Origin of the sequence: Rhodobacter capsulatus (genome assembly GCF_052363185.1) — a bacterium.
Classification (GTDB): Bacteria; Pseudomonadota; Alphaproteobacteria; order Rhodobacterales; family Rhodobacteraceae; genus Rhodobacter; species Rhodobacter capsulatus_E.
On record NZ_CP198955.1, the window covers coordinates 3,036,756 to 3,061,813 of the forward strand.

General features: G+C 68.3%; 25 protein-coding genes, 1 pseudogene and 1 riboswitch. Of the genes and pseudogenes, 10 read left to right on the plus strand and 16 right to left on the minus strand.

Features of this window, described 5'->3' with window-relative positions; all coding sequences use genetic code 11:
• Position 1: 1 nt before the first annotated feature.
• From rsmA to lptF, 6 genes are all read right to left on the minus strand, one after another.
• Positions 2–844, minus strand: a complete 843-nt coding sequence (gene rsmA / locus ACTTAG_RS14890) for a 16S rRNA (adenine(1518)-N(6)/adenine(1519)-N(6))-dimethyltransferase RsmA (RefSeq protein ID WP_444462996.1) — start codon at positions 842–844, stop codon at positions 2–4.
• 74 nt (positions 845–918) lie between these two features.
• Positions 919–1,929: a 4-hydroxythreonine-4-phosphate dehydrogenase PdxA gene (pdxA, locus tag ACTTAG_RS14895; protein ID WP_444462997.1), complete on the minus strand. Its 1,011-nt coding sequence runs from the start codon at positions 1,927–1,929 to the stop codon at positions 919–921.
• Positions 1,926–3,194 (minus strand): peptidylprolyl isomerase, encoded by a 1,269-nt coding sequence (locus tag ACTTAG_RS14900; protein WP_444462998.1) that lies wholly within the window; start codon positions 3,192–3,194, stop codon positions 1,926–1,928. The genes pdxA and ACTTAG_RS14900 overlap by 4 nt, the downstream gene beginning before the upstream one ends.
• A gap of 94 nt (positions 3,195–3,288) precedes the next feature.
• On the minus strand, positions 3,289–5,511 hold the full coding sequence (locus ACTTAG_RS14905) for an LPS-assembly protein LptD (protein ID WP_444462999.1): 2,223 nt from the start codon (positions 5,509–5,511) through the stop codon (positions 3,289–3,291).
• Positions 5,508–6,608 (minus strand): LPS export ABC transporter permease LptG, encoded by a 1,101-nt coding sequence (gene lptG / locus ACTTAG_RS14910; protein WP_444463000.1) that lies wholly within the window; start codon positions 6,606–6,608, stop codon positions 5,508–5,510. Before lptG ends, ACTTAG_RS14905 begins: the two co-directional genes overlap by 4 nt.
• Entirely contained in the window at positions 6,605–7,735 is a 1,131-nt protein-coding gene (lptF, locus tag ACTTAG_RS14915; RefSeq protein ID WP_444463001.1) for an LPS export ABC transporter permease LptF, read from the minus strand. The genes lptG and lptF overlap by 4 nt, the downstream gene beginning before the upstream one ends.
• A gap of 166 nt (positions 7,736–7,901) precedes the next feature.
• Between lptF and ACTTAG_RS14920 the strand changes: the two are divergent.
• The 7 genes and pseudogenes from ACTTAG_RS14920 to ACTTAG_RS14950 all read left to right on the plus strand — a co-directional run bounded on the left by ACTTAG_RS14920 (position 7,902) and on the right by ACTTAG_RS14950 (position 13,997).
• A pseudogene (locus ACTTAG_RS14920) lies at positions 7,902–9,371 on the plus strand (leucyl aminopeptidase).
• A 4-nt stretch (positions 9,372–9,375) separates the two neighbouring features.
• Complete coding sequence (locus ACTTAG_RS14925; RefSeq protein WP_444463002.1) at positions 9,376–9,828, plus strand: DNA polymerase III subunit chi; 453 nt, start codon at positions 9,376–9,378, stop codon at positions 9,826–9,828.
• Between the two features lie 62 nt (positions 9,829–9,890).
• A riboswitch (TPP riboswitch) is annotated at positions 9,891–9,993 on the plus strand.
• A gap of 39 nt (positions 9,994–10,032) precedes the next feature.
• A complete protein-coding gene (thiB, locus tag ACTTAG_RS14930; RefSeq protein WP_444463003.1) occupies positions 10,033–11,022 on the plus strand; it encodes a thiamine ABC transporter substrate binding subunit in 990 nt (329 codons plus the stop codon).
• Positions 10,998–12,542, plus strand: a complete 1,545-nt coding sequence (locus ACTTAG_RS14935; RefSeq protein ID WP_444463004.1) for a thiamine/thiamine pyrophosphate ABC transporter permease ThiP — start codon at positions 10,998–11,000, stop codon at positions 12,540–12,542. Before thiB ends, ACTTAG_RS14935 begins: the two co-directional genes overlap by 25 nt.
• The gene (locus ACTTAG_RS14940; protein WP_444463005.1) at positions 12,526–13,221 is read left to right on the plus strand and encodes a thiamine ABC transporter ATP-binding protein; all 696 of its coding nucleotides are present in this window, start codon (positions 12,526–12,528) and stop codon (positions 13,219–13,221) included. Before ACTTAG_RS14935 ends, ACTTAG_RS14940 begins: the two co-directional genes overlap by 17 nt.
• 106 nt (positions 13,222–13,327) lie before the next feature.
• The gene (locus tag ACTTAG_RS14945; RefSeq protein WP_444463006.1) at positions 13,328–13,669 is read left to right on the plus strand and encodes a hypothetical protein; all 342 of its coding nucleotides are present in this window, start codon (positions 13,328–13,330) and stop codon (positions 13,667–13,669) included.
• Positions 13,670–13,673: 4 nt separating this feature from the next.
• Positions 13,674–13,997, plus strand: coding sequence for an I78 family peptidase inhibitor (locus ACTTAG_RS14950; protein WP_444463007.1), 324 nt, complete (start codon positions 13,674–13,676; stop codon positions 13,995–13,997).
• Positions 13,998–14,035: 38 nt separating this feature from the next.
• On the opposite strand, the gene ACTTAG_RS14955 is transcribed toward ACTTAG_RS14950, so the two are convergent.
• The gene (locus tag ACTTAG_RS14955; protein WP_444463008.1) at positions 14,036–14,491 is read right to left on the minus strand and encodes a c-type cytochrome; all 456 of its coding nucleotides are present in this window, start codon (positions 14,489–14,491) and stop codon (positions 14,036–14,038) included.
• A gap of 340 nt (positions 14,492–14,831) precedes the next feature.
• On the opposite strand from ACTTAG_RS14955, the gene ACTTAG_RS14960 reads away from it, so the two are divergent.
• Positions 14,832–15,179 (plus strand): DUF2794 domain-containing protein, encoded by a 348-nt coding sequence (locus tag ACTTAG_RS14960; RefSeq protein WP_444463009.1) that lies wholly within the window; start codon positions 14,832–14,834, stop codon positions 15,177–15,179.
• Positions 15,180–15,200: 21 nt separating this feature from the next.
• Here the strand turns inward: ACTTAG_RS14960 and ACTTAG_RS14965 are convergent, their stop codons facing one another.
• The 3 genes from ACTTAG_RS14965 to ACTTAG_RS14975 all read right to left on the minus strand — a co-directional run bounded on the left by ACTTAG_RS14965 (position 15,201) and on the right by ACTTAG_RS14975 (position 17,880).
• Positions 15,201–16,028, minus strand: a complete 828-nt coding sequence (locus ACTTAG_RS14965) for a C40 family peptidase (RefSeq protein ID WP_444463010.1) — start codon at positions 16,026–16,028, stop codon at positions 15,201–15,203.
• Positions 16,025–17,428 (minus strand): leucyl aminopeptidase family protein, encoded by a 1,404-nt coding sequence (locus tag ACTTAG_RS14970; protein ID WP_444463011.1) that lies wholly within the window; start codon positions 17,426–17,428, stop codon positions 16,025–16,027. The genes ACTTAG_RS14965 and ACTTAG_RS14970 overlap by 4 nt, the downstream gene beginning before the upstream one ends.
• A gap of 71 nt (positions 17,429–17,499) precedes the next feature.
• Positions 17,500–17,880, minus strand: coding sequence for a hypothetical protein (locus ACTTAG_RS14975; RefSeq protein WP_444463012.1), 381 nt, complete (start codon positions 17,878–17,880; stop codon positions 17,500–17,502).
• A 149-nt stretch (positions 17,881–18,029) separates the two neighbouring features.
• Here ACTTAG_RS14975 and ACTTAG_RS14980 point away from each other — a divergent pair, with 149 nt between their 5' ends.
• On the plus strand, positions 18,030–18,680 hold the full coding sequence (locus ACTTAG_RS14980) for a carbonic anhydrase (protein WP_444463013.1): 651 nt from the start codon (positions 18,030–18,032) through the stop codon (positions 18,678–18,680).
• Between the two features lie 54 nt (positions 18,681–18,734).
• The gene (locus tag ACTTAG_RS14985; protein WP_444463014.1) at positions 18,735–19,181 is read left to right on the plus strand and encodes a hypothetical protein; all 447 of its coding nucleotides are present in this window, start codon (positions 18,735–18,737) and stop codon (positions 19,179–19,181) included.
• Positions 19,182–19,280: 99 nt separating this feature from the next.
• On the opposite strand, the gene ACTTAG_RS14990 is transcribed toward ACTTAG_RS14985, so the two are convergent.
• From ACTTAG_RS14990 to ACTTAG_RS15015, 6 genes are all read right to left on the minus strand, one after another.
• Positions 19,281–19,520, minus strand: coding sequence for a hypothetical protein (locus tag ACTTAG_RS14990; RefSeq protein WP_444463015.1), 240 nt, complete (start codon positions 19,518–19,520; stop codon positions 19,281–19,283).
• 10 nt (positions 19,521–19,530) lie between these two features.
• Complete coding sequence (locus ACTTAG_RS14995; RefSeq protein ID WP_444463016.1) at positions 19,531–21,129, minus strand: DUF4139 domain-containing protein; 1,599 nt, start codon at positions 21,127–21,129, stop codon at positions 19,531–19,533.
• A gap of 103 nt (positions 21,130–21,232) precedes the next feature.
• Positions 21,233–22,255, minus strand: a complete 1,023-nt coding sequence (locus ACTTAG_RS15000) for an aspartate-semialdehyde dehydrogenase (RefSeq protein WP_444463017.1) — start codon at positions 22,253–22,255, stop codon at positions 21,233–21,235.
• A 105-nt stretch (positions 22,256–22,360) separates the two neighbouring features.
• Positions 22,361–23,539 (minus strand): MFS transporter, encoded by a 1,179-nt coding sequence (locus ACTTAG_RS15005; RefSeq protein ID WP_444463018.1) that lies wholly within the window; start codon positions 23,537–23,539, stop codon positions 22,361–22,363.
• A gap of 111 nt (positions 23,540–23,650) precedes the next feature.
• The gene (locus ACTTAG_RS15010) at positions 23,651–24,136 is read right to left on the minus strand and encodes an Hsp20 family protein (protein WP_444463019.1); all 486 of its coding nucleotides are present in this window, start codon (positions 24,134–24,136) and stop codon (positions 23,651–23,653) included.
• Between the two features lie 136 nt (positions 24,137–24,272).
• Positions 24,273–25,052 carry a trypsin-like serine peptidase gene (locus ACTTAG_RS15015; protein ID WP_444463020.1) on the minus strand — a complete coding sequence of 260 codons (780 nt, stop codon included), beginning with the start codon at positions 25,050–25,052 and terminating at the stop codon, positions 24,273–24,275.
• Between the last annotated feature and the right edge of the window lie 6 nt (positions 25,053–25,058).

Consider the following 25,058-nt stretch of genomic DNA (forward strand, 5'->3'; position numbering starts at 1 on the left):
GTCAGCCAGCCGCCACCAGCCGGGCAAGGTGGCAGAATTGCTCCAGGCTCACCCGCTCGGCCCGCTCGGTCGGCGGAATGCCCGCTTCCTCCAAAAGCGCCTCGATGCGCGGATGCACCCCTTTCAGGCTCGATCGCAGCATCTTGCGGCGCTGGTTGAACCCGGCCGCCACCACCCGCTCCAGCACCGCGGGATCGGCCGGATAGCGCGGTTCGGGCAAGGCGGTCAGATGCACGACGGCCGAATGCACCTTCGGCGCGGGGGTAAAGGCCTCGGGCGGCAGCACCATCACGATCTTCGCCTCGGCCCGCCACTGCGCCAAAAGCGCGAGCCGCCCGTAATGATCGGTGCCGGGCTTCGCCACGATCCGGTCGGCCACCTCTTTTTGGAACATCAAGGTCAGGCTTTGCCAGAACGGCGGCCAGACCGCGGGGGTCAGCCAGCGGATCAACAGCTCGGTGCCGACATTATAGGGCAGGTTCGCCGCGATCCGGATCGGCGGGGTCAGATGCGAAGCCACATCAACGGCCAAGGCATCGCCATTGATCACCTCAAGCCGCCCCGGATAATGCGCCGCGATCTCGGCCAGTGCGGGCAGACAGCGGCTGTCCTTCTCGATGGCCAGCACGCGCCGCGCTCCCTCGGCCAGCAGCCCCCGCGTCAGCCCGCCCGGGCCAGGGCCCACCTCCAGCACGTCACAACCGCGCAGATCCCCCGCCGCCCGCGCGATCTTCGCGGTCAGATTGAGATCGAGCAGAAAATTCTGCCCCAAAGCCTTTTTCGCCACCAGCTCATGGGTCGCGATCACCTCGCGCAAGGGCGGCAGCCCGTCGATCGCAGCCAAAGCCTGTCCCCTTCCTGTTCATCTTGCCTCAAATATCCCACGGGGGTCCGGGGGTGTGAAACCCCCGGCGCGCATCACAGCCGCGCCGCCCCCATCTTCGCCGCCATCGTCAAGGCCGCGATCAGGCTGTGCGGGCTGGCCTTGCCGGTGCCCGCAATGTCATAGGCCGTGCCATGATCGGGCGAGGTCCGCACGAAAGGCAGCCCCAGCGTCACATTCACGCCGCCGTCGAAATCCAGCGTCTTGATCGGGATCAGCGCCTGATCGTGATAGGCGCAGATCGCCGCATCATAGCGCGCCCGCGCCGCGGGATGAAACATCGTGTCGGGCGGCAAGGGCCCGGTCACCGCCAGCCCCTCGGCGCGCAGACCGGCCACCACATCCGCGATCCAGTCGATTTCCTCGTGCCCCATCGCCCCGCCCTCGCCCGCGTGGGGGTTCAGACCCGCCACCGCAAGCCGCGGATTTTCAAGGCCGAAATCACGCCGCAGCCCCTCGGCCGTCAGCCGCACCACCTCGCGCAGAAGCGCGGGCGTATAGGCGTCGAAGACCTCGCGCAGGGCAATGTGGATCGTCGCGGGCACGACGCGGCAGGGCGGATCAACCCGCTCGGAAGCAAGCATCATCACCACCCGCGCGCCGCCCGCCAGATGCGCCAGATATTCGGTATGGCCCGGAAAGGCGAAACCCGCCCCGTCCTTGAGCACCTTCTTGTTGATCGGCGCCGTGGTCAGCGCCAGACCCGCGCCGCGGGTCACCAGATCGACGCCGCGGGCAATCACCTCGATCACCGATTGCGCATTGGCCAGATCGGGCTGGCCCGGCACCGCCGCCGCTGGAAACGGATGCGGCAGCACGCAGAGCGCGGCGCCGGCATGGGTCATCGCCTGTTCGGGCGTCTCGATTTCGCGCACCGCCGCGCCGCGCGGCAGATGCGCCGGATCGCCCAGCCAGCAAAAGGGCAGTGTCGCCCCCAGCGCCTGCTGGGCGCGCACCGCAAGCTCGGGCCCGACCCCGGAAGGATCGCCGCAGGTCAGGATCACCGGCCGGTCGAATCGGCGTGTTGCCGGGCTGTGCGGGCTCATTTCCGCACGATCACCGCATCGGCCTTGAGCTGCGCCAGCAACCCGTCGGCCAGCGCGCTGACGCGGGCGTTCAGCAGCCGATCCCGCGTCGCCGACCGCGAGGGGCCGGTTTCGCCCACCGCCGCATTCACCGCCCGGCCGCGCTCGCACAGCATCAGCAGGACATCGCTGCCACCGCGCGACAGCACCCGCGTCTCGCCAATGTCCATCCGCGGCAGGATCTGCGCGATATCGGCCGGGATCTGCCCCGCCCGGGCCGCCTCGACCCGCTCCAGCCGCTCGGGCGGCAGGGCACGGGCGACCGAGTAAAGATCGTCGCAGCGCTGCGCATCGGCCTCGGCCCGGGCCAGAAGCGCCGCGGTCTCGGGGGCACCAGTCGCCCCCAGAACCAGCGTCGCATAGCCCAGCGCCCGGGTCTGCGCGGTCAGCGGCGCGCCTTCGTCGAAACCGCGCAGGTAGAAGACCGACACCGAATTCGGCGTCTCGATCGGACCGGAGGTGCGGCCGGGCGTCAGGTTCTGCACGGTCTGGCGCACCTCGGGCGGCAGGGCCGTCACCGGCATCCAGTCCAGCCGGCCGCCCTGCGGCGCGCTCTTGGCCGAGGACAGGTCCTTGGCGAAAGCGGCAAATTCCGCCTCGGTCTTCGCCGCGGCCGCCTTGCGGGCCTGCGCCATCGTCTCGGCTTCGCGGCCGGGGAAAATCCGGATCACGATTTCCGACAGCAGCACCTGCGGCGGTTCCGGCTCGGTCCCCGGAGGGGCTTCGACCGACAGAACCCGGTCGATCTCGGCATCGGAGATCTGCACCCGGCCGCCGCCATAGACCGCCTTGACCACCTCGCGCCAGATCATCCCCGAGGTGACGAAATCGCGATAGGTCTGCGCCTCGACCCCGGCCCCGGCCAGCGCCTTGACGAAATCTTCGCTGCTCATGTTGGCGCGGGCGGCGAATTCCGCCATCCCCCGGGTCACCGCATCGGCAGAGATCGCCACGCCCAGGCTTTGCGCCTTCCAGCGTTGCAGCCGATCCTCGATCAGCGCCTCTTCGGCCAGCTTGCGCACATCGCCCGTGGCGCCCAGCAATTCCATGAAGCGGGCGCGTTGCGCGATCTCGTAGCCGGTGATCGCCAGCCCGTTGACGGTGATCGCCGGGGCAAAGCCGCCCGCCGATTGCGCCTGCAGCGGCGCGGGGGCGCCCAGCACCAGTCCGGCCGTCAGAACCCATCCGAGAAGCGAGGGAAAATGCCGCATCATTCGTTCCGTCATCCGTTCGTCGTTCCTTTGCGCGGTACCCGCCCGACCCTGCGCGGCTGCCCGCGGGACCGGCCCCGCGCGGCTGCCCGCGCTGTCGGCCCCGGTCTCAGCGTCGGCAGACCCGCTCGGTCCGGTTGCCGCCCGATCCGGCCCCGAAGCCCGCCAGCGCCACCGACAGGCCAAAGCCGGTTTCGGGCTCCACACTAGTGGAGGACGTGAACCGGCGCGAGAGGGAAAGATCGACGGTGACGCATTCGTTTGAATATTGCAGCCCCAGCGACGCCTTGGCGGCCCGGTCGGCGACAAGGTCGTAGCGGGTGTCGAAACTGGCCGACCAGCCCCGGCGCAATTGCCAGTCGGATTCGAACAGAAGTTCCGAGGTCTTCGCAATCGGGGCCGTTTCCAGCATCCACAGATAGCCCGCCGCCAGCTGCGCCCGATCGCCCAGATAGGCCAGCCGCAATTCGTCCCGGTCAAAGCCCAGATCATCGCCGACCAGCGCCCGGTTCGACAGCACCAGCCCCCCCGCCGTGCGCAGATGGGTGGCGATCAACCAGTCAGAACTGGTGCCCGACAGGCCCGAGCCCGGGGCGAATTCGCCCAGATCATCCAGCCGGATCACCCGCCCCGCCGTCAGCCCCAGGGACCAGCCCGAGGCGTCATGCCGCGTCCAGCTCAGGCCAAGGTTCGCCCGCGTGCCGCGTTCGCGCCGGTCGCCGCCCGGATAGCGGGAAAAATCGAAAAGGTTGCCCTCGTCGAATTCGGTCAGCAGGCTGTCTTCGTCGGGCAGGGTCTTCAGGCTCTTGCCGCTCCAGATGATCTGCGCGACGGGCTCGATCACCTGCGCCGCCCGGCCCTCGCTTTTCACCAAAGGCCAGCGCAATTCGACGCCAAGCGAGGGCAGCGCCCGCAGGGTTTCGCCCGCATAACGGGCATCCTGCCGCACCGCGATCGCATCCAGCGCCAGCTCGCCCTCCAGCGCCGCCAGCACGCCGCCGCCCAAAAGCCAGTTCCGCCGCCACTCCGCCACGCCCGAAAGCCGCGTCATGTCGCGCCCGTCTGCGGCCAGATCGGCATCGGGGCCATCCGTCGTCGCATCCGAGGCCCGCCAATGCGCGTGCAGACTGCCCTCGAAGCTCAGCTCGCCGCCGATCAGCCCGGGCCGCCAGACCCGCGTCCAGACCGCATCGGCCGAGCGCATCGGCTCGGTCTGGTTGCTTTCGCCGTCGCGCAGCGAATGGGTGTTGCCGATCTTCGACCGGATCAGCTCATCGCGGCGCACCCGGTCAAGCGTCATCCCCGACCACAGCCGGTCATCCTCGGTCACGTCGTAATTGAGCAGATAGGACGGGTCCGAAACCGTCCGCAGCTGCAGCCCAAGGGTGAAATCGGCGGGCAGCGCAAAGCGGCCGGTGCCGAACAGATAGCCGCGGGTTTCCCCCTCGCGGATGGAATCGCGGCTCAGCGCGCCTTCCAGCTCGAAGCTGCCCGCCCGCAGCGCCTGGCGATAGCGCAGCCCCAGCGTGCGGGTGTAATTCGCCGAAAGATAGGGCGTCACCGTCAGATCGGCCGAGGGGCCGAAGGTCAGGAAATAGGGCACCTTGAGCCCCGGCCCCAGAAGCGAGGTGGTGCGCAGGGTCGGGCGCAGCACGCCCGACATCCGTTCCACCGTCGGATCGGGCATGCGCAGCCGCGGCAGCCAGAGCAGCGGCACCCCCATGGCCCGGAATTGCGCGCCATCGAACATGAGCTGGCGGGTCGCGGTGTCATGGGTGATGGTGCGGGCGCGGATTTCCCACAAAGGTTCAGGATCGGTGATGCAGATCCGGCACGACGAGGCCACGACCTCGCGCAGCACGGTGCGGGTGCCGTCCTGCCGCTCGATCCGGTTCGCGGCCAGCTGCAATTCGCGCGACAGCACCATCCGCGCCCCGGTCAGAACGCCGTTCTGCAGATCGCGGCTCAGCTCGGCCGTGTCGGCCAGAATGACCGAGCCCGTCGCCCCCGGCTGCACCAGCCGGATCGGCCCCTCGATCGCCAGCCGGTCGGTGGCCTTGTCATAGGTGATGCGGTCGGCGGTCAGCCGGTGTTCGTGCCAATAGACCTCGACATTGCCCGAAGCGATCAGCCGGTCAGAGCCCGTGACCTCGATCCGGTCGGCCAGCAGCGTCGCGGCATCGGAATAAAGCGGCACCGCCTGCCCCGGATCGGGCGCGGCCGGGGTCTGCGCCAGCGCCGATGCGGCAAGGGTCAGCGCCAGCGCCGTGCCCAGGGCCGTGCCCCGAACCTTGCCCAGCATCCGGGGCCGCAAGCGGCGGTTGCGCATCATCCCTCCTCCTGCTGCAAAACCAGCGTCAGCGCCAGCATCAGGGCGATGGCGGGCGGCGCCCAGGCCGCCAGCGCGGCGGGGATCTGCCCGTTGTCCCCCAGAACCTGTGCGACATTGCGCAGGAAGAATAACGCAAGTCCGGCCAGAAGCGCCAGCATCACCCGCCCGCCGGTGCCCCCGAACCGCGCCGGGCGCATGGTGAAGCCTGCCGCCATCAGCACCATCGCCGCCAGCATCAAGGGCTGCGCCAGTTCGACCTGCAGCCAGACGATGTGGCGGCGCGCGGAAAAGCCCGCCGCTTCCAGCGCACGGATGAAGCCCGGCAATTCCCAGATCGGCATCGTCGAGGGGGCGCCGAAACTGTCGGCGATGCTGTCGGCGGTCAGCGTCGAGGGCAGCGAGATGGTCTGCGCCCGCGTCGCGTCGCGTTCGGGGTTGGTCGAGCGGCCCAGCGGCCAGTCCTTGGCATCCGACAGCACCCAGGCGCCGGGCGTCAGCCAGGCCGAGGCGGCGTCGATCCGGCGCACCGGCCCGGCCTTGGCGTCGAACAGCAGGAAGGTCACCTCGTAAAGCGCGGTCGCATCGGCATTGCCGCGCAGGGCATGGATCACCGCCTGCCCGCCATCGGCCGTGCCCTGGCGCATCCACAGCCCCTCGCGGCCGATCGAAACGGTCTGGCGGCCCTCGGCGCGCATCTGGCCCTCGATCTCCTCGGCGCGCTTGCTGGTGGCCGAGACGATCGGATTGCCGACCGCCACCAGAACGACGCCGATCAGCAGCGCCTCCGTCACCGGCGCCAGCAGCATCCGCAAGGCCGAGCGTCCGGCCGCGCGGATCACCACCAGTTCCGAAGACCGCGCAAGGCCCAGAAAGGCGACGACGCCCGAGAGCATGACGACGAGCGGAAAGATCGTGTAAAGCGTCGCGGGGGTGGACAGCGCCGCCAGCTGCGCCGCATCCGACAGCGCACCGCGGGCGGGGTCCAGACGGCGGATCTGCTCGACCATCTCGATCAGGAACAGAACCCCCCAGAAGGCCCCGGCGACGATCAGGAAGGCCTGCCCGAAGCGGCGCGCGATATAAAGCGAGAGCGTCATGCCCGACCCTCCGCCGCGCTGCGGGGCGGCGTCTTGCGCCGTCGCCCGGCCCAGGCCAGCGCCAGCGCCACCACCGCAAGCCCGGCCAGCGCGGGCATGTAATGCAGCGCCCAAAGCTGCGGGTCCTTGCGGGTGATCGAGGTGGCGACATTCGACAACGTCTGCAGCCCGATCAGCGCCAGCACCGCAAGCCCGATCTGCCGCCACAGCCCCAGCCGCGAAAACCCGCCCAGCATCATCGCCGCCGCCGCGATCAGCGCCGCCACAGGCGCCAGAAGCGGTTGCGCCAGCCGGTCGTTCAGCTCCAGACGCGCCGCCGCCAGCGTCGAGCCGGTCGCCGCCAGCAGATCGGGCCCGGGCGCGATCAGATCGCGGCTCGGCACCTCTTCCCAGTCGATGCGGCCGCGCACCTTCGCCCCGATCGCGCCGCCCAGATCATAGGTGAAATCGGAAAACCGCGTCAGCGCCAGCCCCGCATCGGCCCGCCGCAACGTCTGCGCCGTGCCGTTGAACATCACCAGTTTCGGCCCCGCGTCCGACGGCACGATCAGCGCCTTTTCGGCGGTATAGATCGTCTCGGTCTTCTCGGAACGGGCGTCATAAAGGAAGATGTCCAGAAGCTCGCCCAGATCGGAAATCTCGCGGATATAGACGGTGATGCCCGCGGTGGGGGTCTGAAAACTGCCCTCGGTCAGAAAGCGCGCGGTGACATCTTGCGACACCTGCGCCTGCCGCTCGGCCAGCCGCGCGCGGGAAGCGGGGACAAGCTCATGCACCAGAACCAGCATCAGCGCCGCGACGATCAGCCCGAAAACCGCCACCGGCCGCGCCAGCCGCCACGGGCTTGCCCCCGCCGATTGCATCACCACCAGTTCGGATTCGCCCGAAAGCCGGTTGATCGCGTAAAGCGTGGCCGCGAAAGCCGCCACCGGCAGCACCAGCGACACCACCCGGGGCAGGGTCAGCGCGGTGAATTCCAGCACCACCCAGGCGGTCTGGCCATCGCCGATCAGCTTGTCGAACAGCAGCACCGCCCGGTTCACCCAATAGACCGAGACCAGCACCAGCGCGAAGAATCCGAATATCGCCATCAACTGGGACAGGAGATATCGGTCCAGGCGTTTCAAATTCGGATCTCTCCCGCGGGGTTTGCCCCTCTCTAGCGCGGGAAATGGGCCGCGAAAAGCCCGAAGACCCTGGGTCGCGCAGCTTCCCGCCCATCATCGGCGCGGCTATACAAGCGCGGTTTCGCCGCATAGGCTTGCCCGGAACCAACCAGTTGCAGGGACTGCCATGATCCACCCCGTCGCCCTTCGTTTCACCGCCACCGATGCCGAGGCCCTGGCCCCCCCCGGGAAGGCCGTCTGGCGCTGATCGTGCCGCCCGAGGGCAAGCTTGGCCTGATGGGGCGCAAGCTCGACCGGCTGACGCGGGGGCGCGGTGACGCGGGCGCTGGCGTCCGAGGGCTGGGGCAAGCTGGCGGTGGGTGATTCGCTGGAGCTTGGCTTTCCGGGCGGGCTCGCCTGCGAAACGCTGGCGCTGGTCAAGCTCGCCCGCCGCGCCACCGTGGCCGAGGCGCGCAAGGCGGGCGCGACCGTCGCCAAGGGTCTGAACGAGAAAGGCGCGCTGGTGATCGCCGAGGCGCATCCGCGCGCCGCCGACATCTCCTTTGGCCTCGCGCTGCGGGCCTATCGTTTTGACTACCTCAGCGAGCCGAAAAAGCCCTTCGGCCCGGTCGAGATGATGGTGGCCGCGCCCGAGACCGTCGCCGCCGAGGCCGCCCCCCATGCGGCGCTGGCCGAGGGGGTCTTTTTCACCCGTGATCTGGTGAACGAACCGGCCAATATCCTGACCACCGACGATTTCGCCGCGCGTCTGGCCGCGATGCACGAGCTGGGCCTTGAGGTCGAGATCCTCGACGAGGACGAGCTGGAGAAACTTGGCTTCCGCGCGCTGCTGGCGGTGGGGCAAGGCTCGGCCAGCCCGTCGAAAGTCGTGGTGATGCGCTGGCAGGGGGGCGAGGCCGATGCGGCGCCGCTCGCCCTTGTCGGCAAGGGCGTCTGCTTTGACAGCGGCGGGATTTCGATCAAGCCCGCGGCGGGCATGGAAGAGATGACCATGGACATGGGCGGGGCCGCGGTCGTCGCGGGGGTCATGCGCACGCTCGCCCTGCGCAAGGCCCGGGCCAATGTCGTCGGCCTCGTCGGTCTGGTTGAAAACATGCCCGACGGGCGGGCGCAGCGGCCGGGCGATATCGTCAAGAGCCTGAAGGGCGACACGATCGAGGTGGTCAACACCGATGCCGAGGGGCGGATGGTTCTGGCCGATGTGCTGTGGTATGCGCAGGAGCGTTTCGCCCCCGCCGCGGTGATCGATCTGGCGACGCTGACCGGCGCGATCATCGTGGCGCTTGGCCATGATCATGCGGGCATTTTCAGCAATGACGACAAGCTTTCGGGCGATCTTCTGAGCGCCGCGAAATCCGAGGGCGAAGGTGCCTGGCCGATGCCGCTCACCCCCGGCTATGATCCGCTGATCAAGTCGCGTCTGGCCGACATCAAGAACACCGGCGGGCGCTGGGGCGGTGCGATCACCGCGGCGGCGTTCCTGAAGCGCTTCATCAAGCCCGATATGCCCTGGTGCCATATCGACATCGCGGGCGTCGCCCTGCCGCCGGGCGAAAGCGCGCTGGCACCCAAGGGCGCGACAGGCTGGGGGGTGATGACGCTCGACCGGCTGATCCGCACCCGCTTCGAGGGCTGACCCCATGCCCGCGCTTTTCTATCACGTCACCCAGTCGCCGGTCGAAGGGGTGGTCGAAACGCTGCTCACCCGCGCGCTGGCGCAGGGCTGGCGGGTGGAATTGCGCGGGGTCTCGCCCGAACGGATGGACTGGCTGGACCAGAAGCTCTGGCTTGGCCCCGAGGAGGAGTTTCTGCCGCACGGGCTTGCGGGCGGGCCGCATGATGCGCTGCAACCCGTGCTTCTGACCACCAGCCCGCGCCCCGAGGGGCGGCAGGCGGTGATGACGCTCGATGGCGCCGAGGTCACGCCCACCGAGGTCGACGCCGCCGAACGGGTCTGGATCCTGTTTGATGGCCGCGACGAAGCCGCCGTCGCGCGTGCCCGCGACCAGTGGAAGGCGCTGACCGGCGCGGGCGCCGCCGCGCAATACTGGAGCGAGGAAAGCGGGCGCTGGCAGAAGAAGGCCGAAAAGTAGCCCCGCGCCCGCCCGCAAAACCCGTTTTTCGCTTGCAGCTTTTGCGCGGGGCCTTATGGTCCTGTCCCACCTCGGGGTGCTCTGCAAAGGGCTGAGATGCGTTTTCGCAAACCCGTTGAACCTGAACCGGTTAAGACCGGCGGAGGGAAGGTATCCGGGCGCTCTCCCGGCCTGACCCCGCCCGTCAAGCCATTGGAGAGAAAGATGAAAACTGCTCTGATGCTGGCGGGTTGCGTGCTTGCTGCAACCCCTGCTCTGGCCGAGGACAAACCCGTCCTCACCGTCTATGCGCCCGAATATTTCACCAGCGAGTGGGGCCCCGGCCCGGCCATCGAAAAGGGCTTCGAGGCGGACTGCGGCTGCGATCTGCAGTTCGTCGCGGGCGATGTGCTGCCGCGGCTGATGCTGGAAGGCGAGAAGACCGAGGCCGATGTGGCAATCGGGCTCAATACCGACATCACCGCCCGAGCCCGCGCCACCGGGCTTTTCGCGCCCCATCATCAGGATCTGTCGCGCCTGACCCTGCCGATTGCCTGGGCCGATGACACCTTCCTGCCCTTCAACTGGTCCGAGGTCGCCTTTGTCTATGACAAGACGAAGCTGACCGCCCCGCCGCAGTCCTTTGCCGAACTTCTGGACGCCCCCGAAGGCGCCCTCAAGGTCGTCATTCAGGACCCGCGCTCCTCGACCGCGGGTCTGGCGCTGCTCCTTTGGGTCAAGCACATCTATGGCGACAAGGCGGGCGAGGCCTGGGCGAAGCTGTCTCCCAAGGTGCTGACCGTGACGCAGGATTGGTCCGAGGCTTACGGGCTTTTCACCGAGGGCGAGGCCGACATGGTCCTGTCCTTCACCACCTCGCCCGCCTATCACCGCATCGCCGAACAGGATGACAGCAAGGCGGCGGCGATCTTCCCCGAGGGGCATTATTTCTACACCGAACTGGCGGCGCAGCTGAAGACCTCGGACCAGCCGGAGCTGGCGCAGAAATTCATGGATTACATCCTCTCGGACGGGTTTCAGGGCATGATCGCCACGGCGAACTGGTCCTATCCGGTGATCGAGAAACCCGGCTTCCTGCCCGAGGGGTTCGCCACCCTGCCCCGCCCCGCCAAGACCTTCTTTTACACCGAAACCGAGGCCGAGGCCCTGCGCGGCCCGGCGCTGGAAGAATGGCGCGCGAATTTCGGCAAATGATCCCGGCGGCATCGGCGGCGGTCCTTGTGGCCGCGCTGGTGCTGGCCCCCCTCGGCGCGGTGATGATCCGCGCCGGGGGGCTTTCGGCGCTGAGCGCCGCCGATCTTGCGGCCCTGCGCTTCACGCTCTGGCAGGCGTCGCTCTCGGCCCTCTTCTCCTGCCTGCTGGCGATCCCCTTGGCCCGGGCGCTGCACCGGCGCCGCTTTCCGGGCCGCAGCCTGTTCATCGCCGCCCTTGGGGCGCCGTTCCTGTTGCCCACCCTTGTCGCGGTGATGGGCCTGCTGGCGATCTTCGGGCGCCGCGGGCTGCTCAATGGCGCGCTTGACGCCCTTGGCCTGCCCGAGGTCTCGATCTACGGCCCTTGGGGGGTGGTGATCGGGCATCTGTTCCTGAACCTGCCGCTGGCCACGCGGATGGTGCTGCAGGGCTGGCAGGCGATCCCGGCCGAGCGGGTCCGCCTTGCCCTCTCCCTTGGCCTTGGCCCGGCCGAAATCGTCCGGCATCTGGAGCTGCGGATGCTGCGCGCCGTCCTGCCCGGGGCGTTTCTGGCGATTTTCCTTGTCTGCCTGTCCTCCTTTGCCGTCGCGCTGACGCTGGGCGGTGGTCCCCGCGCCTCGACGCTCGAAGTGGCGATCTATCAGGCCTTCCGCTTTGACGCCGATCCGGGCCGGGCGGCGGCGCTCTCGATGCTGCAGGTGGCGCTGGCGCTCACCGCCCTTGCCATCGCATCGCGGCTGACCCTGCCGCCCGGCTTCGGCGCGGGGCTCGATCGGGCGCTGTCGGTGCCGCTGGCGCCAAGGCTGCGGCATCGGATCGGGGATGCGCTGATCCTGACCGGTGCCGCGGGCTTTCTGCTCGGCCCGCTGGCCGCCATCGCCCTGCGCGGCCTGCCCGCGCTGGCCGATCTGCCCGGACAGGTCTGGCAGGCGGCCTTCACCTCGGTCTGGCTGGCGCTTGGCGCCGCCGCTTTGACGATGGCGCTCGCCCTGCCGCTCGCGCTTACCGCGCCGCGCCGCCCTTGGGCCGAGCCCGCGGCGATGCTGCCGATGGCGGCTTCCTCCCTTGTCCTTGGCACCGGGCTGTTCCTGATCGCCCAGCCCTTCGTCGCGCCGACCGCCCTTGCCCTGCCGGTGACGCTTTTGACCAATGCCGCGCTGAGCCTGCCCTTCGCCGTCCGCCTGCTTTTGCCCGAGGTCCGCGCGCTGCAGGCCGATTACGACCGGCTGGCCGAAAGCCTGAACCTGCGCGGCCTTGCCCGGCTGCGGTTTCTGACCCTGCCGCGACTGGCCCGGCCGACGGGCTTTGCCGCGGGCATCGCGGCGGCCTTTTCCATGGGCGATCTGGGCGCCATCGCGCTGTTTTCCGATGGCCGCAGCCAGACCCTGCCGCTCGCCGTCTATCAGTTGATGGGCAGTTACCGGATGGATCAGGCCGCGGGCGCGGCTTGCCTTTTGATGGCGCTGACCTTTGTGCTTTATGCCAGCCTTGACCGGATCGGAGCCCATGCTGACCCTCGATAAGATCCTGATCCTTCAGGATGATTTCCGCCTGAGCGCCGATTTCACCATCCCCGAAGGGGAGCGGGTGGCGCTTCTGGGCCCCTCGGGCGCGGGGAAATCGACGCTGCTGTCGGTGCTGGCAGGCTTCCTTGCGCCCAGTTCCGGGCGGATCTTGTGGCGCGGCGATGACATCACGAAGCTTGCGCCGGGGGACCGGCCGCTGTCGATCCTGTTTCAGGACCAGAACCTGTTTCCGCATCTGAGCGTGACGCAAAACCTTGGCCTTGGCCTGTCGCCAAAGCTGCGGCTCTCCCGCGCCGATCACGCGCGGATCGCGGCGGCGCTCGACCGGGTGGGGCTTTCGGGTCTTGGCGATCGGCGGCCCGCGACGCTTTCGGGCGGGCAGCAAAGCCGGGTGGCGCTGGCGCGCTGTCTGTTGCGGGCGCGCCCGATCCTCGCGCTCGACGAGCCCTTTGCGGCGCTGGGTCCCGCGCTCAAATCCGACATGCTGGCGCTGGTGGCCGAGATCGCGGGCGAGCAGCGCGCCACCGTGCTGATGGTCAGCCACGATCCCGCCGATGCCCGTGCGCTTTGCCCGCAAACCGTGCTTGTGGCCGAGGGCGTCGCGCATCCCCCCGCCCCAACCGCGGCGCTTCTGGCCGCTCCGCCGCCCGCCCTTGCCGCCTATCTGGGCAGATGACGCAAAAACCCGTCAGATCACCGCAACCCGGGTTCTCAAGCGGCTTTTGCACCTGTATAGGAAGGGCGAAAGTTGCGGCCGCGCCGCCTTTGCCGGATGGACGATCATGATGACGAAATATGCCCTTCTTGCCCTTGCCGCGCTGACCCTGACCGCCTGCGGTCCCACGCCACAGGAGGAAGTCCCCGCCGAAGCCGTGCCGGTGCCGCATCTGACGCAGCCGGTGTTCCAGACCGGCGTGCTGGAAAACCGCTCGCCCGACACCTGCCACGCGGCGCAATATGCCTCGGCGCTGGGGCAGCCCGCCGCGATCATCCCGACGCTGGGCATCACCCGTCCGGTCAACGTGATCGAATGGCGGGGCATCGAGCCGCAGGAATACAATTCGCTGCGTGTCGTGTTCCGCCTTGATCCCAAGGGCAACATCTTCAACATCGACTGCGGCTGAGCCGGTGCGGACCGCCCCCCTTGCCCGACTTGCCGCCGGACTGGCGCTGATCGGCCTGACCTCGGGCTGTTTTCTGGTGGTGCCGGTGCCCCTTGGCCAGACCAAACTTCCGCCCGCAGCCCCGCAAGAGGCCACGCCCGACAGCTGCGGGGCGGCCGGTCTGCGGGGGCTTGTCGGCCAGCCGGAAAGCGCGCTTGCGGCGCTGCGACTGCCGCAGGCGACGCGGGTCATCCACCCGGGCCAGCCGGTGACGATGGATTACAGCGCCGCGCGGCTGAACATCCTGATCGACGGCAAGGGCCGGGTCGCCAGCCTGCATTGCGGCTGAGACCGAAGACCCAAAGGGGGCCGCGGCCCCCTTTCGCCTCACATCTTGAAGCGGCCGTGACAATCCTTGCAAGCCGCCAGCACCGGCGCCAGCGTCTCGGCCAGCGCCCCCGGCTCCGATCCGTCCAGCGCCGCCGCGGTCTTGACCAGCCGCGCGGCCTTTTGCCGGAATTCGGACGGCGCGGACCAGATCTCGGGCAGCGCCTGCGAGGCCGGATCGTCGGCCGCGGCGCGGAAAGCGGGGGCCACTTTGGCGGCCCCCTCCTGCAGCGCCACGATCGCCGCCGCGGTCCGTTCCGCCGCGAAGGGCTGCGCCCCCGAAGCGGTTTCGGACAAAAGTTTCGTCTGCGCCTTGAAGCCCTGCATCAGCTCGACCCGGGCCCTGACCTCCGGGTTGCTGATCGGCTCGGCGGCATAGACGATGCCCCCGACCAGAGCCAAGGCGACGGTGAGGCCAAGATGAATGGCCACATACAGTCGTCGTTTCAGTTGCATGAAGTTCTCCCTCTTCATGCGTCCACATGAGAGCGGGAGGGGGCACAAGGCAAGCGGCAAGACGATCACGAAAACGAAAGCCCCGCCCGTTGCGGGGCGGGGGGATCACTGGCGGAAGCCGCCCCGGCGGGCGAACTGGGTGGGGGCTGTTGACCGCCCTCCGGGGCTTCAGCGATTTCCGCCGTCGTTGACCTTGCGGGCCAATCGCGGCGCAATCGCGCTGGTCAGCAGGTATTTTCCGGGCCTTTTCGCGACAAATTCCGGGCAGGGTGAAGGGCGTGAAAGCCCAGTCAAACAAGGACGGATTGATTTTTTCCGGCGGCAATGTCACGCTTTCGACATGACGCTTCAGCCGCCCACGCCCTTTCCCGGTCCCGCCCCCGCGCCCGCGCAGGTCACCTTCGACCGGCGGGAACTTGGCGCCATTCTGGCGGTCTACGGACGCATGGTGGCGCTGGCCGAGGCACGGGATTACGCGCTCAGTTTCGGGCGCGAGGCGGCGGTCTTTGCGATCTTACGCCGCACCATGGAAAGCCCGCTCTACCGCCTGGAAAAGCGGCCGGCGCTGCGCAACCGGCAGGGGATCTATGCGCTGATCGGCGCCGAGGGGCAGGTTCTGAAACGCGGCCACGATCTGGCGCCACTGTTGCGGGTGATCGAACGCAAGCTGATCCGCGCGGTGAAGTAGGCGGCGAATCACCCGTAGCGGTCAGAGCGGACGCTTGCGGCCGAAGTAGCGGCCGCCCTCGGCGCTGGCGATGCGGGCCAGACAGGCACCGATCGGTTCGCGGCTGACCTGCATCGCATGGCCGTTGGCATGCAAAAGCGTGCTGTCATCCAGCGCGATCGCCACATGCCCGGCCCAGAAGAACAGATCCCCGCGTTCGGTCGGCGCGTCTTCGGGCAGGAAAGCGCCAAAGGCGGCGCGCTGCTGGTCGCTGTCGGCGGGACAGGCGCGGCCCGCAAGCGCGAAGGCCAGCTGCACAAGACCCGAACAGTCGATCCCCGCGCCGGAATTGCCGCCCCAAAGATAGGGCGTGCCGATCAGCCGTTCGGCCACCGCGACCGGATCGGGCTCGGGCTCGGTCAGCGGCCGCAGGTGGCTGGCGGGGATGAAGCCATCGGGCGTGCGGGCCAAAGCGCCGACGACCTCCAGCACCGCGACACGGGCACCAAGGCTGAGCGCGCCGATCTCGCCGCGCTTGATCGAGGCTTCGCAATACAGATGCGTGCCGCGGCTGGCGACGACATGGGTCGCGGGGACGGGCGCGGCCAGCGCAGTTTCCGGCACCCAGCCGCAGGCGCCATCCTGCACCGCCTGCGCAAAGGCAAAGCCGTCGCGCCGGTCGATCACCGTGACCTCGGCGCCATGCAGCCATTGCCGCTCGCGCGGGCCACCGGGGTCAAGCGCCAGATCCACCAGCATCGCGCCGATCCGCGCCGGTGCGCCCGCGGTGAAGGCGGGGGCGTCGATCTGACCGCGCAGGGTTTCATGCGCGACACGGCCCGAAAACGGCATCAGACGGCGGTCACTCACAGCCCCAGCACCTCGGAAAGCGCGCCCAGAACGGCCCGGCCGCCCTGCCCCAGCCCGCCCTTGGTCCGGCCCGGCGCGGCGGTGGGTTGCCAGGCGTAAAGGTCGAAATGCACGAAACGCTCGGTCTCGGTGACGAAGCGGCGCAGGAAGAGCGCGGCGGTGATCGAGCCCGCCATGCCACCCGCGGGCGCATTGTCGAGATCGGCGATCCCGGGCTCGATCTGCCCCTCATAGGGCGCCCAGAACGGCATTCGCCAAAGCGGATCGCCATTGCGGCTGCCAGAAGCGGTCAGCGCCGCGGCAAGATCGTCGTCATCGGTGTAAAAGGGCGGCAGATCGGCGCCCAGCGCCACCCGCGCCGCGCCGGTCAGCGTCGCCATGCACAGGATCAGATCGGGCGCTTCCTCGTCGGCCGCGGCCAAGGCATCGGCAAGGATCAGACGGCCCTCGGCATCGGTGTTGTTGATCTCGACCGTCAGCCCCTTGCGGCTGGTATAGATGTCGCCCGGCCGCATCGCATTGCCCGCCACCGCATTTTCCACCGCCGGAATGAGCAGCCGCAGCTTCAGCGGCAGTTTCAGCGCCATGATCATATGCGCCAGTGCAAGCTGGTTCGCGGCCCCGCCCATGTCCTTTTTCATCAAGGCCATCAAGGCGCCGGTCTTCAGATCCAGCCCGCCGGTGTCGAAACAGACGCCCTTGCCGACCAGCGCCAGATCGGGGCCCGTCTCGCCCCAGCGCAGCTCGATCAGCCGCGGCGCGCGCGGGCTGGCGCGACCGACGGCATGGATCAGCGGATAGCCCTGCGCCAGCAGATCGTCCCCCGTGACCACCGCAACCTCGGCCCCGTGCAGCGCGGCAATCTGCCGAACGGCGGCTTCCAGCTCGTCGGGGCCCAGATCATTGGCGGGGGTGTTGACCAGATCGCGGGCCAAAGCCTCGGCCTCGGCCATGATCTCAAGCCGCGCCGCATCCAGCCCCGTAGGCGCCACCAGCCGCGCCGCGGGCACGGATTGCGCGCCATAGCGGTCGTAGCGATAGCCTTCCAGCAGCCAGCCCAAGGCTTCGGTCTTTTGCACCTCTGCGGGCAGCGGGCTGGCCAGCGCCCAGGCCCCGGCCGGCAGTTTCGCGCAAGCGGCCGCCAGCTGGAACCGCGCCCGCGCCCGTGTCCGCGCCTCGCCATAGCCGAACAGCGCCGTGGCAATCGCCCCGGTCTCGTCGGGCAGCAGGCACAGGCTGCCCAGCGCCCCGGTAAACCCCTGCGCCGCCGCAAAGGCGCGCTGCGCCGGGGTCAGCGTCGCGGGCAGATCGGCCCCCGTCTCGACCAGATGCAGCGGCCGCGCCGCGGCATCGGGCGCGGCAAAGCGCATCTCGGGACGGAAACGGAAAAGATCGGACATGCTCGGGCCTCCTGCGACTGTCGCGCCAGCCTAGCGCCGCGATCAGCGCCCGCAAGCCCCGTTCGCCGGGCTCAGAGCTGCATGTCCTGATAATCCCAGACCGCGGTCAGCGAGCGTTCCGCCAGCCGCACCAGCCGCGCCAGAACCGCCGCCTGCCCGACGCGATCATCGCGCGCGACACAGGCCCGCAGATCCTGCGCCACCCGCGACACCGGGTCCATGCCCACCTGCCGCGCCAGCCGCGCAATCTCGGCCGCGCCGCGGTCAAGCAGTTCCGCCCGCTGTTCCCGCGCCGCCAGCTGCACCGCGACCAGATGCACGGCCAGATCCTCCATCGCGGCGGCAATCAGCCGTTCTGCCGCGAATTGCCCCAACTCGGCATACAGAACCACCAACCGGTCCGGATCAAGCCGCACCGGCTCGTCCATCCGCAAGTTCTCGATTGCGCTCACCCCAGCCTCCGTCTTCGTCTTTCCCAGCCCCCACGGCCTTCGCCACCATGACCTGCAAGTTTCAAGAAAAGGTTGAGGCGCGGCGAAAAAGCCCTCGCATTCAAGCGGCTTGATCCCTATCTGAGGGGAAACTTGCGACGGGGATGACAATGAAAGAGCACGTGCGGCCCTTGCCCTCCTATCTTGCCAACCGCTACCATGGCTGGCGCGCCACCACCTACACGGAAAACCGCCCTTGGTATCGCCGTCTGGCCGATGCGGGTCAGCATCCGCGGGCGATGGTGATTTCCTGCTGCGACAGCCGCGTGCATGTCACCTCGATCTTCGGCGCGGACGAGGGCGAATTCTTCATCCACCGCAACATCGCCAATCTGGTGCCGCCCTATAACCCGGACGGCGATCACCACGGCACCTCGGCCGCGATCGAATATGCGGTGCGCAATCTGAAGGTGGCGCATGTGATCGTGCTGGGCCATTCGCAATGCGGCGGCGTGGCGGGCTGTCATGCGATGTGTTCGGGTCATGCGCCGGAGCTGGACGAGAAGACCTCGTTCGTCGGCACCTGGCTGGATCTGCTGCGCCCCGGTTTCGAACGGGTCAAGGAGACGCCCGAGGCGGAGCGGATCACCGCGCTGGAACGCGAGGCCGTGGTGATCAGCCTGGAAAACCTGCTCACCTTCCCCTTCGTGCGCGCCGCGGTCGAGGCGGGCGACATGAGCCTGCACGGGCTTTGGAACGACATCGGCGAGGGGATGCTCTGGCAGTTCAATCCGGACAGCAAGATTTTCGAGCCGATCTGAATCAACCTTAATTCGATTTACCTCGTCTTAAGGTCGATCGGCGAATCTTGCTGCATGACCCAGCATCGACTCGTCACCCTTCGCCTTCCCACGGACCTCATCGCCAGGATCGAGGCCGCCGCCCGCCTGCAGGAGGAAACCCCTGCGGAGCTGATCCGCCGCTCGCTGACCGAAGCTTTGCGCGAAGCGCCGAGCGTGGTCGAGAAAGGCGAGATGGCGGTGATCACCGGCGCCTTCGACAAGGCGCAGGGCTGGCTGGACCTGCAAGCCCGCCTGCGCAAGGCCGGTTTCGTGCTGCGGCTTGAAGACGAACGGCTGGGGCTGCACGAATGGCCCTCGGACCGGTTCGTGCTGTGGATCGAGGAGATCGGCCATTCGCTGGCCGAACTCATGTTGCAATACCGCGCCCCCTTCCCCGGCGCGCTGTCCCGAAGGGCGGGTCTGACCCCGCGCGAGGGCGGCATGACCGTGCAGGGGCGACACTCGGGGCGGGCCGCCTGAAGGCGACCCCGCCGCACCGCCAGAACGGCGGCGTGATCCGGCCCCCTCGCATGCGGGGCCAAACCCTGACCGGCGGCAGAACGCCCCCGGTCAGGATTTTTATGTGCCCGTCTGATCTGGCGCGTTCTGATCTGGCGCGTTCTGATCTGGCGCGTTCTGGCCCGCAGACCGGGGCGGGGCCTGCTTCCGTCTTCGGTCGATCCGCCAGAACACCAGCCCCACCGCCGCGCCCCAAAGCGCGGCCAGCAGCGCCACCTCCGGATTTGAGGGCGCGCTGTCGGTCCATTGCAACGCGGCATAGACCCCGGTGCCGATCAGCAGCGCCTTCAGGATCTCCATCCGCCTGGGCTTACTGCAACACCTGATCGGCGGGCCAGCGCATCTTCGTGTCGAGCCGGATCGCCTGCGTCGCCCCCGCTGCCAGATCGAACTCCCAGGCCAGAACGCCGCGCTTGTCGTCGTAATCGACCGTCGTTGCGGGCGGGGTCGCAGCATGGGTGATCTGCAGATCTTCCTGGTCCGCATAGGGCACGCGGTCGATCACCCGCAGCGCCCAGGGCTTGCCGGTCAGGTTCTCCACTGTGATCTCGGCGGTCTCGGTGCGTTCGTTCGATTTCGTGATCAGCCCCCGGTCGCCCTCGTTCGCCTGCGGGATCACCCGCTTCAGCCGCAGCCCGTCAATCGCGCCAAAGCCCAGCCGCAAGCTGTCGCCCGCCGCCACCAGCGGCAGATCAACCGCCCCCACCACCGCGCCATCGAGCCAGAGCACCGCCGGGCCGGGCAGGATCGGCTCGGCCCCCGCGGTCTTGCCCTCGATGACCCGATAGGCGGTCTCGTCGAGCATCGGCACCGCCTCGGCCAGCACGGTGACCGGCGTCTCGACCCGGTCAAGCTTCAGGCGCAGATCTTCCACCCCGTCGCGGATATCGACCGCCGAAGGATAGGTGTAGGTCACGGTCTCGCCCTGCAGCTCCATCGTCATCCGGCTGGCGACGGGGGCCGCCTCCATCACCGGGGCGGCCGCATAGGCGTCCATCGCTTTCGGCGCCGCCATCCCCACCATCGGCGGCGCGGGCGGGCCGATGCGGCGCAGATCCGGCCAGATCTCGGACGGGTCGGTCCGCTCGGCGGGTCGCGCGGTGGACAGAACCAGCTTTACGCCGCGCCAATCCTCGCCCGAGGCCTGATGCACGGACACAAACCGGTCCAGCGCCAGCTTGCCCGCGGCGCTGTCCAGCCGGGCGTCGTAACTCGGCGCCCAACCCGCCGCCTCGACAAAGGTCGTAACCGTGACCACCCCCGCCCCGGAGACCGCCAACAAAAGGGAATCGCTCTCTTTTTCCGGGTTTTCCAGCGCGGCCAGCGCCTGCGTCGCGCGCTCCACCGCCTCTTGCGCCGGTTTCAGCTTCGCTTCCTCGGCCCGCACCTCGGCACGGGCGGCGATGCGCGCCTGTTCGGCGGCCAGCACCCCCTCGGCCACGGTCTGCGCCAGGGCCATGACCTTGTCGGGCGGGGTGTTGGTGGTGTCGAGCCCGCGCAGGAATTCGGCCTGCGCCTGCGCGGCGGTGACTTGGGCCTTCAGCGCCGCAACCTCGTCCCGCCGTTCAGCCAGGATCGCCGTTGCCGCCTCCAGATCGGCGCGGGCCTTCATCACCTCGGGCGAGGCCTCCCACAGCCTGGCCGGTTCCCGCTCCGCCATCAGCGTCACCGCGCCGATCTCCACCCCGTCGCCCGTCACCCGCAGGCTGGCCGGATCGGTGCCGTCGGGCAGGTTCGGCACCAGCACCTCGGTCACGCCCGCGGGCACGGTGATGGTGCGGGTCACCTGTGCGCCTTCGGGGAAAAGCACGACATTGGAAAGGCTTGCGGGGATCTCAGCGGGCGCGGCGAACAGCGCCGCAGGGGCGCAGGCAAGGCAAAGGCTGGCAAGAAGACGCAGACGGGGCATGGTTTCCTCCCGGGAAAAACTGCCCTCAGCGTCCCTTGGGTTGCCCACAAAAGCAAGAGGGCGCCCCGGGGGACGCCCTCACGTTTCAGGCAATGCGCCGTGATCAGCCTTTTTTCAGGCAGCGTTGGCCCAGCACTTCGGCGATCTGCACCGCGTTCAGCGCCGCGCCCTTGCGCAGGTTGTCCGAGACGCACCACAGGTTCAGCCCGTTCTCGATCGTGCTGTCTTGCCGGATGCGCGAGATGTAGGTGGCATATTCGCCGACGCATTCGACCGGCGTGATGTAGCCGCCCGCTTCGCGCTTGTCGACGACCAGCACGCCCGGGGCTTCGCGCAGGATCTCGGTCGCTTCTTCCCAGTCGAGGAATTCCTCGAACTCGATGTTCACGGCTTCCGAATGGCCGACAAAAACCGGCACGCGCACGCAGGTCGCCGTGACCTTGATCTTGGGATCCAGGATCTTCTTCGTCTCGGCCACCATCTTCCATTCTTCCTTGGTCTCGCCGGAATCCAGGAAAACGTCGATATGCGGGATCACGTTGAAGGCGATCTGCTTCGGATAAACCTTGGGCGCCACTTCCTGGCCGGGGACATACATGCCCTTGGTCTGGTTCCACAGCTCGTCCATGGCTTCCTTGCCGGTGCCCGACACGGATTGATAGGTCGAGACCACGACGCGCTTGATTTTCGCGCGGTCGTGCAGGGGCTTCAATGCCACCACCATCTGCGCGGTCGAGCAGTTCGGGTTCGCGATGATCATTTTGTTGGTGTAGCGCACGACATCATCGGCGTTCACCTCGGGCACGATCAGCGGAATGTCCGGGTCGTAGCGGTAGAGCGAGGAGTTGTCGATCACCACGCAGCCCTGCGAGGCGGCCTTGGGCGCATACACCTTGGTCGCGTCCGAGCCGATGGCGAACAGCGCGATGTCCCAGCCGGTGAAGTCGAACGTGTCCAGATCCTGGGTCTTCAAAGTTCGGTCGCCAAAGCTGACTTCGGTGCCAAGCGATTTGCGCGACGCCAGCGCCGCGATTTCGTCCACCGGAAACTCGCGCTCGGCGAGAATGTTCAGCATTTCCTTGCCAACGTTGCCCGTGGCACCGACGACGACGACCTTGTAGCCCATCCGGACCTCCTTCTCGAAAGAACGACCCCCGCTAGCGGAAACGGGGGGGTTTGGAAAGGGGTTCGGGAAGTTTTCGGGAAAGTGGTGCCGAAACACCCGCCCGGGTCACGCCGGGCGGGCGCGCGAGAACAGATAGACCGCCAGACCCGCCACCACCGGGACAAGGAAGAAGATGAAAAGCGCCCGGTAAGCCGCCACCGGATCGCCCGCGCTGGAGGCCGCGGCAAAGACCGGACGCGACAGGAAGAGCCCGATCCCCGCCCCGGCGATCGAGAACAGGTTCAAAAGCGTCACCCCCCGGCCCACCAGATGCGGCGGCAGGAAGGTCCGCCCATGCGCCATCAGAACCGGGAAGGAGGCGCCAAAGAACCCGACCGCGGCCAGAAGCGCCGTCACCTGCCACAGCCCCGCATCGGGCGCGAAGGCGAGCGCGGCAAGCGCGAGACACAGCACCGCATTGCCCGCAATCGCCACGCGCTTGTGACTGCCAAGGATGCGGTCGGCCGGGCCATAGGCGAAATTGCCCAGCACCATCGCCACCCCCATCGCCAGCGTCACCGTGCCGATCAGCGCCGCATCGGCGCCATGCAGCGCGCTGAGCCACGGCCCGGCCCAAAGGCCCCGGATCGCCGCAGCCGCGGTGTAATTCGCAAAGATCAAGGGCAGGATCAGCCAGAAACCGGGCAGGCGCAAGATATCGAAAACATTGCCTTTTTGGCCCTTTTGCACGATGCGCTCGGGGTCGCGGGTGAAGATCAGGATCGCCAGCGCCACGACCAGCGTCACCCCGGTCAGCCCCCAAAGCGTGCCCCGCCAGCCAAAGGCCGCAATCGCCGCGGCCAAGGGCGCCGCCCCCGCCAGATTGCCCAGACTGCCAACCCCGATCACCGCGGCGGCCAAAGTGCCGAAGATCGCGGGGGAAAAACTGCGCGCAAAGATGTAGTAAGATCCCATCAGCACGGGCGAGCAGCCGATGCCGATCAGCACCATCGCCAGATGGATGCCCCAGGGCCCGGTGGCCAGCGCGAAACTGGCCGCGCCCCCGCCCCCGCCCAAGGCCAGCAGCCAGCCCACCGTGCGGCGCGGGCCGATCCGGTCGAGCGCCTCGCCCACCGGGATCTGCATCAGCGCGAAGGCCAGATACCAAAGGCCAAGCGACACGGCCAGATCCTCGGCCGTGGCGCCCAGTTCCGTCTTCAGAACCGGCGTCAGCACCGCAAGGCAGGCACGATAGAACTGGCTGAGCACATAGCCCGCCACAAGAAACGCAATCGACAGTCGCATGATCCCTCCCCGGAACCGGGCCAAGCTGCCTTGCGCGGCGCGGCGATGCAAGAGGGCGCAACAGAAAAGGGGCGGCCGGAGCCGCCCCAGTCCTGGGAGGAAAGGTCTGGATCAGGCGTTCAGCGCCTCGGCGGCGGGGATGCTGTCGACCTGTTTCGCGGTCACCTGGCCCGGCGCGGCAATCTCGATCCGGCGGGGTTTCAGCGCCTCGGGCACTTCGCGCACCAGATCGACGTTCAGCATGCCATCGGCATGCAGCGCGCCGGTGACCTTCATGTGATCGGCCAGCGCAAAGCGGCGTTCAAAGGCGCGGGTGGCGATGCCGCGATGCAGCCAGGTGCGGCCGGTATCGGCCTCTTCGGCCTTGCGCCCCGTCACGATCAGCGCGCCCTCGCGCAGCTCGACCGTCAATTCATCCGAGGCGAAGCCCGCCACCGCAATGGTGATGCGATAGGCGTTTTCGTCGGTCTTTTCGATGTTGTAGGGCGGATAGGTCGGCTGGGCGACATCGGTGGCCAGAACCCGGTCCATCAGGTCGGCGACGCGGTCAAAGCCGATGGTGGCGCGATAAAGCGGCGAAAAATCAAAGGCACGCATGGTGTCATCCTCTCTTGAGCGATGTCGGTCTGCCCGCCCCGAACGGGGCCGGGCCTTCGGGGCCGGGGCCCGTCATGGCACCCCGGTGCGATCAAGGTGGGAAGCGATTTTGGCGCTTTCAAGGGGGTCCGCGCCCTCAGGGCCGGACGAATTTCGCCCCGCCGATGCGGCGCGTCTCGTTCACGGGGGCGGTGCTGTCGGGCAGGTTCAGTTCGGCCCGCACCGCCTCGACCCGCTCGACCAAAGTGCCCAGCGAGACCTTTTTGCCGCGCAGCTCCGCCTTGGCCGAGACGACCGAGACGATCTTCGGCTCGAAGCTGCGCATCGCAAAGACCGGCGCGCCCGAGGATCCGAAATCGGCGGCGCAATTCATCAAGACCACGTCGCTGTCGCGGGTCAGCACGTTGCACATGCTTTGCAGCGCCGGCGCCTCGGCGCGGTCATGGGCATAGGAGACGACGCCGACCGTATCCCCCTCGGCGGGCGAGGTATCGAGCGCGAAGGGCTGCACCTGCGGCAGCCGGATCGGCTGATCGAGCTGCACCAGCGCCAGATCGAAGCCAACCCGGTCGAACTGCCGCGGCCCAAGATATTGATAAGACGGATGGGCGACGGCGCGGCGGGCGTTGCGATAGGCGACGGCGCGGCCATTGCGCAGCCCGGCCTGAAACTCGATCGCGCTGGCCTCGATCATCTGCCGGGTCTTCGGATCATAAAGACAATGCGCCGCGGTCAGCACCAGATCGGCGGCAATCAGCGTGCCGGTGCAGAAACCGCCATGGCCGAGATCGAGCCGCCCGACCGCCTCCCAGCCGCGGCTGTCATTGCCGGTGGCCAGCAGCTTCAGCCCGCTCTCAAAAGCCACGGCGGGGGCGGCGCAAAGCGCGATCAGGGCAAGGGCAAGGCGCAGGCGCATGGGTCA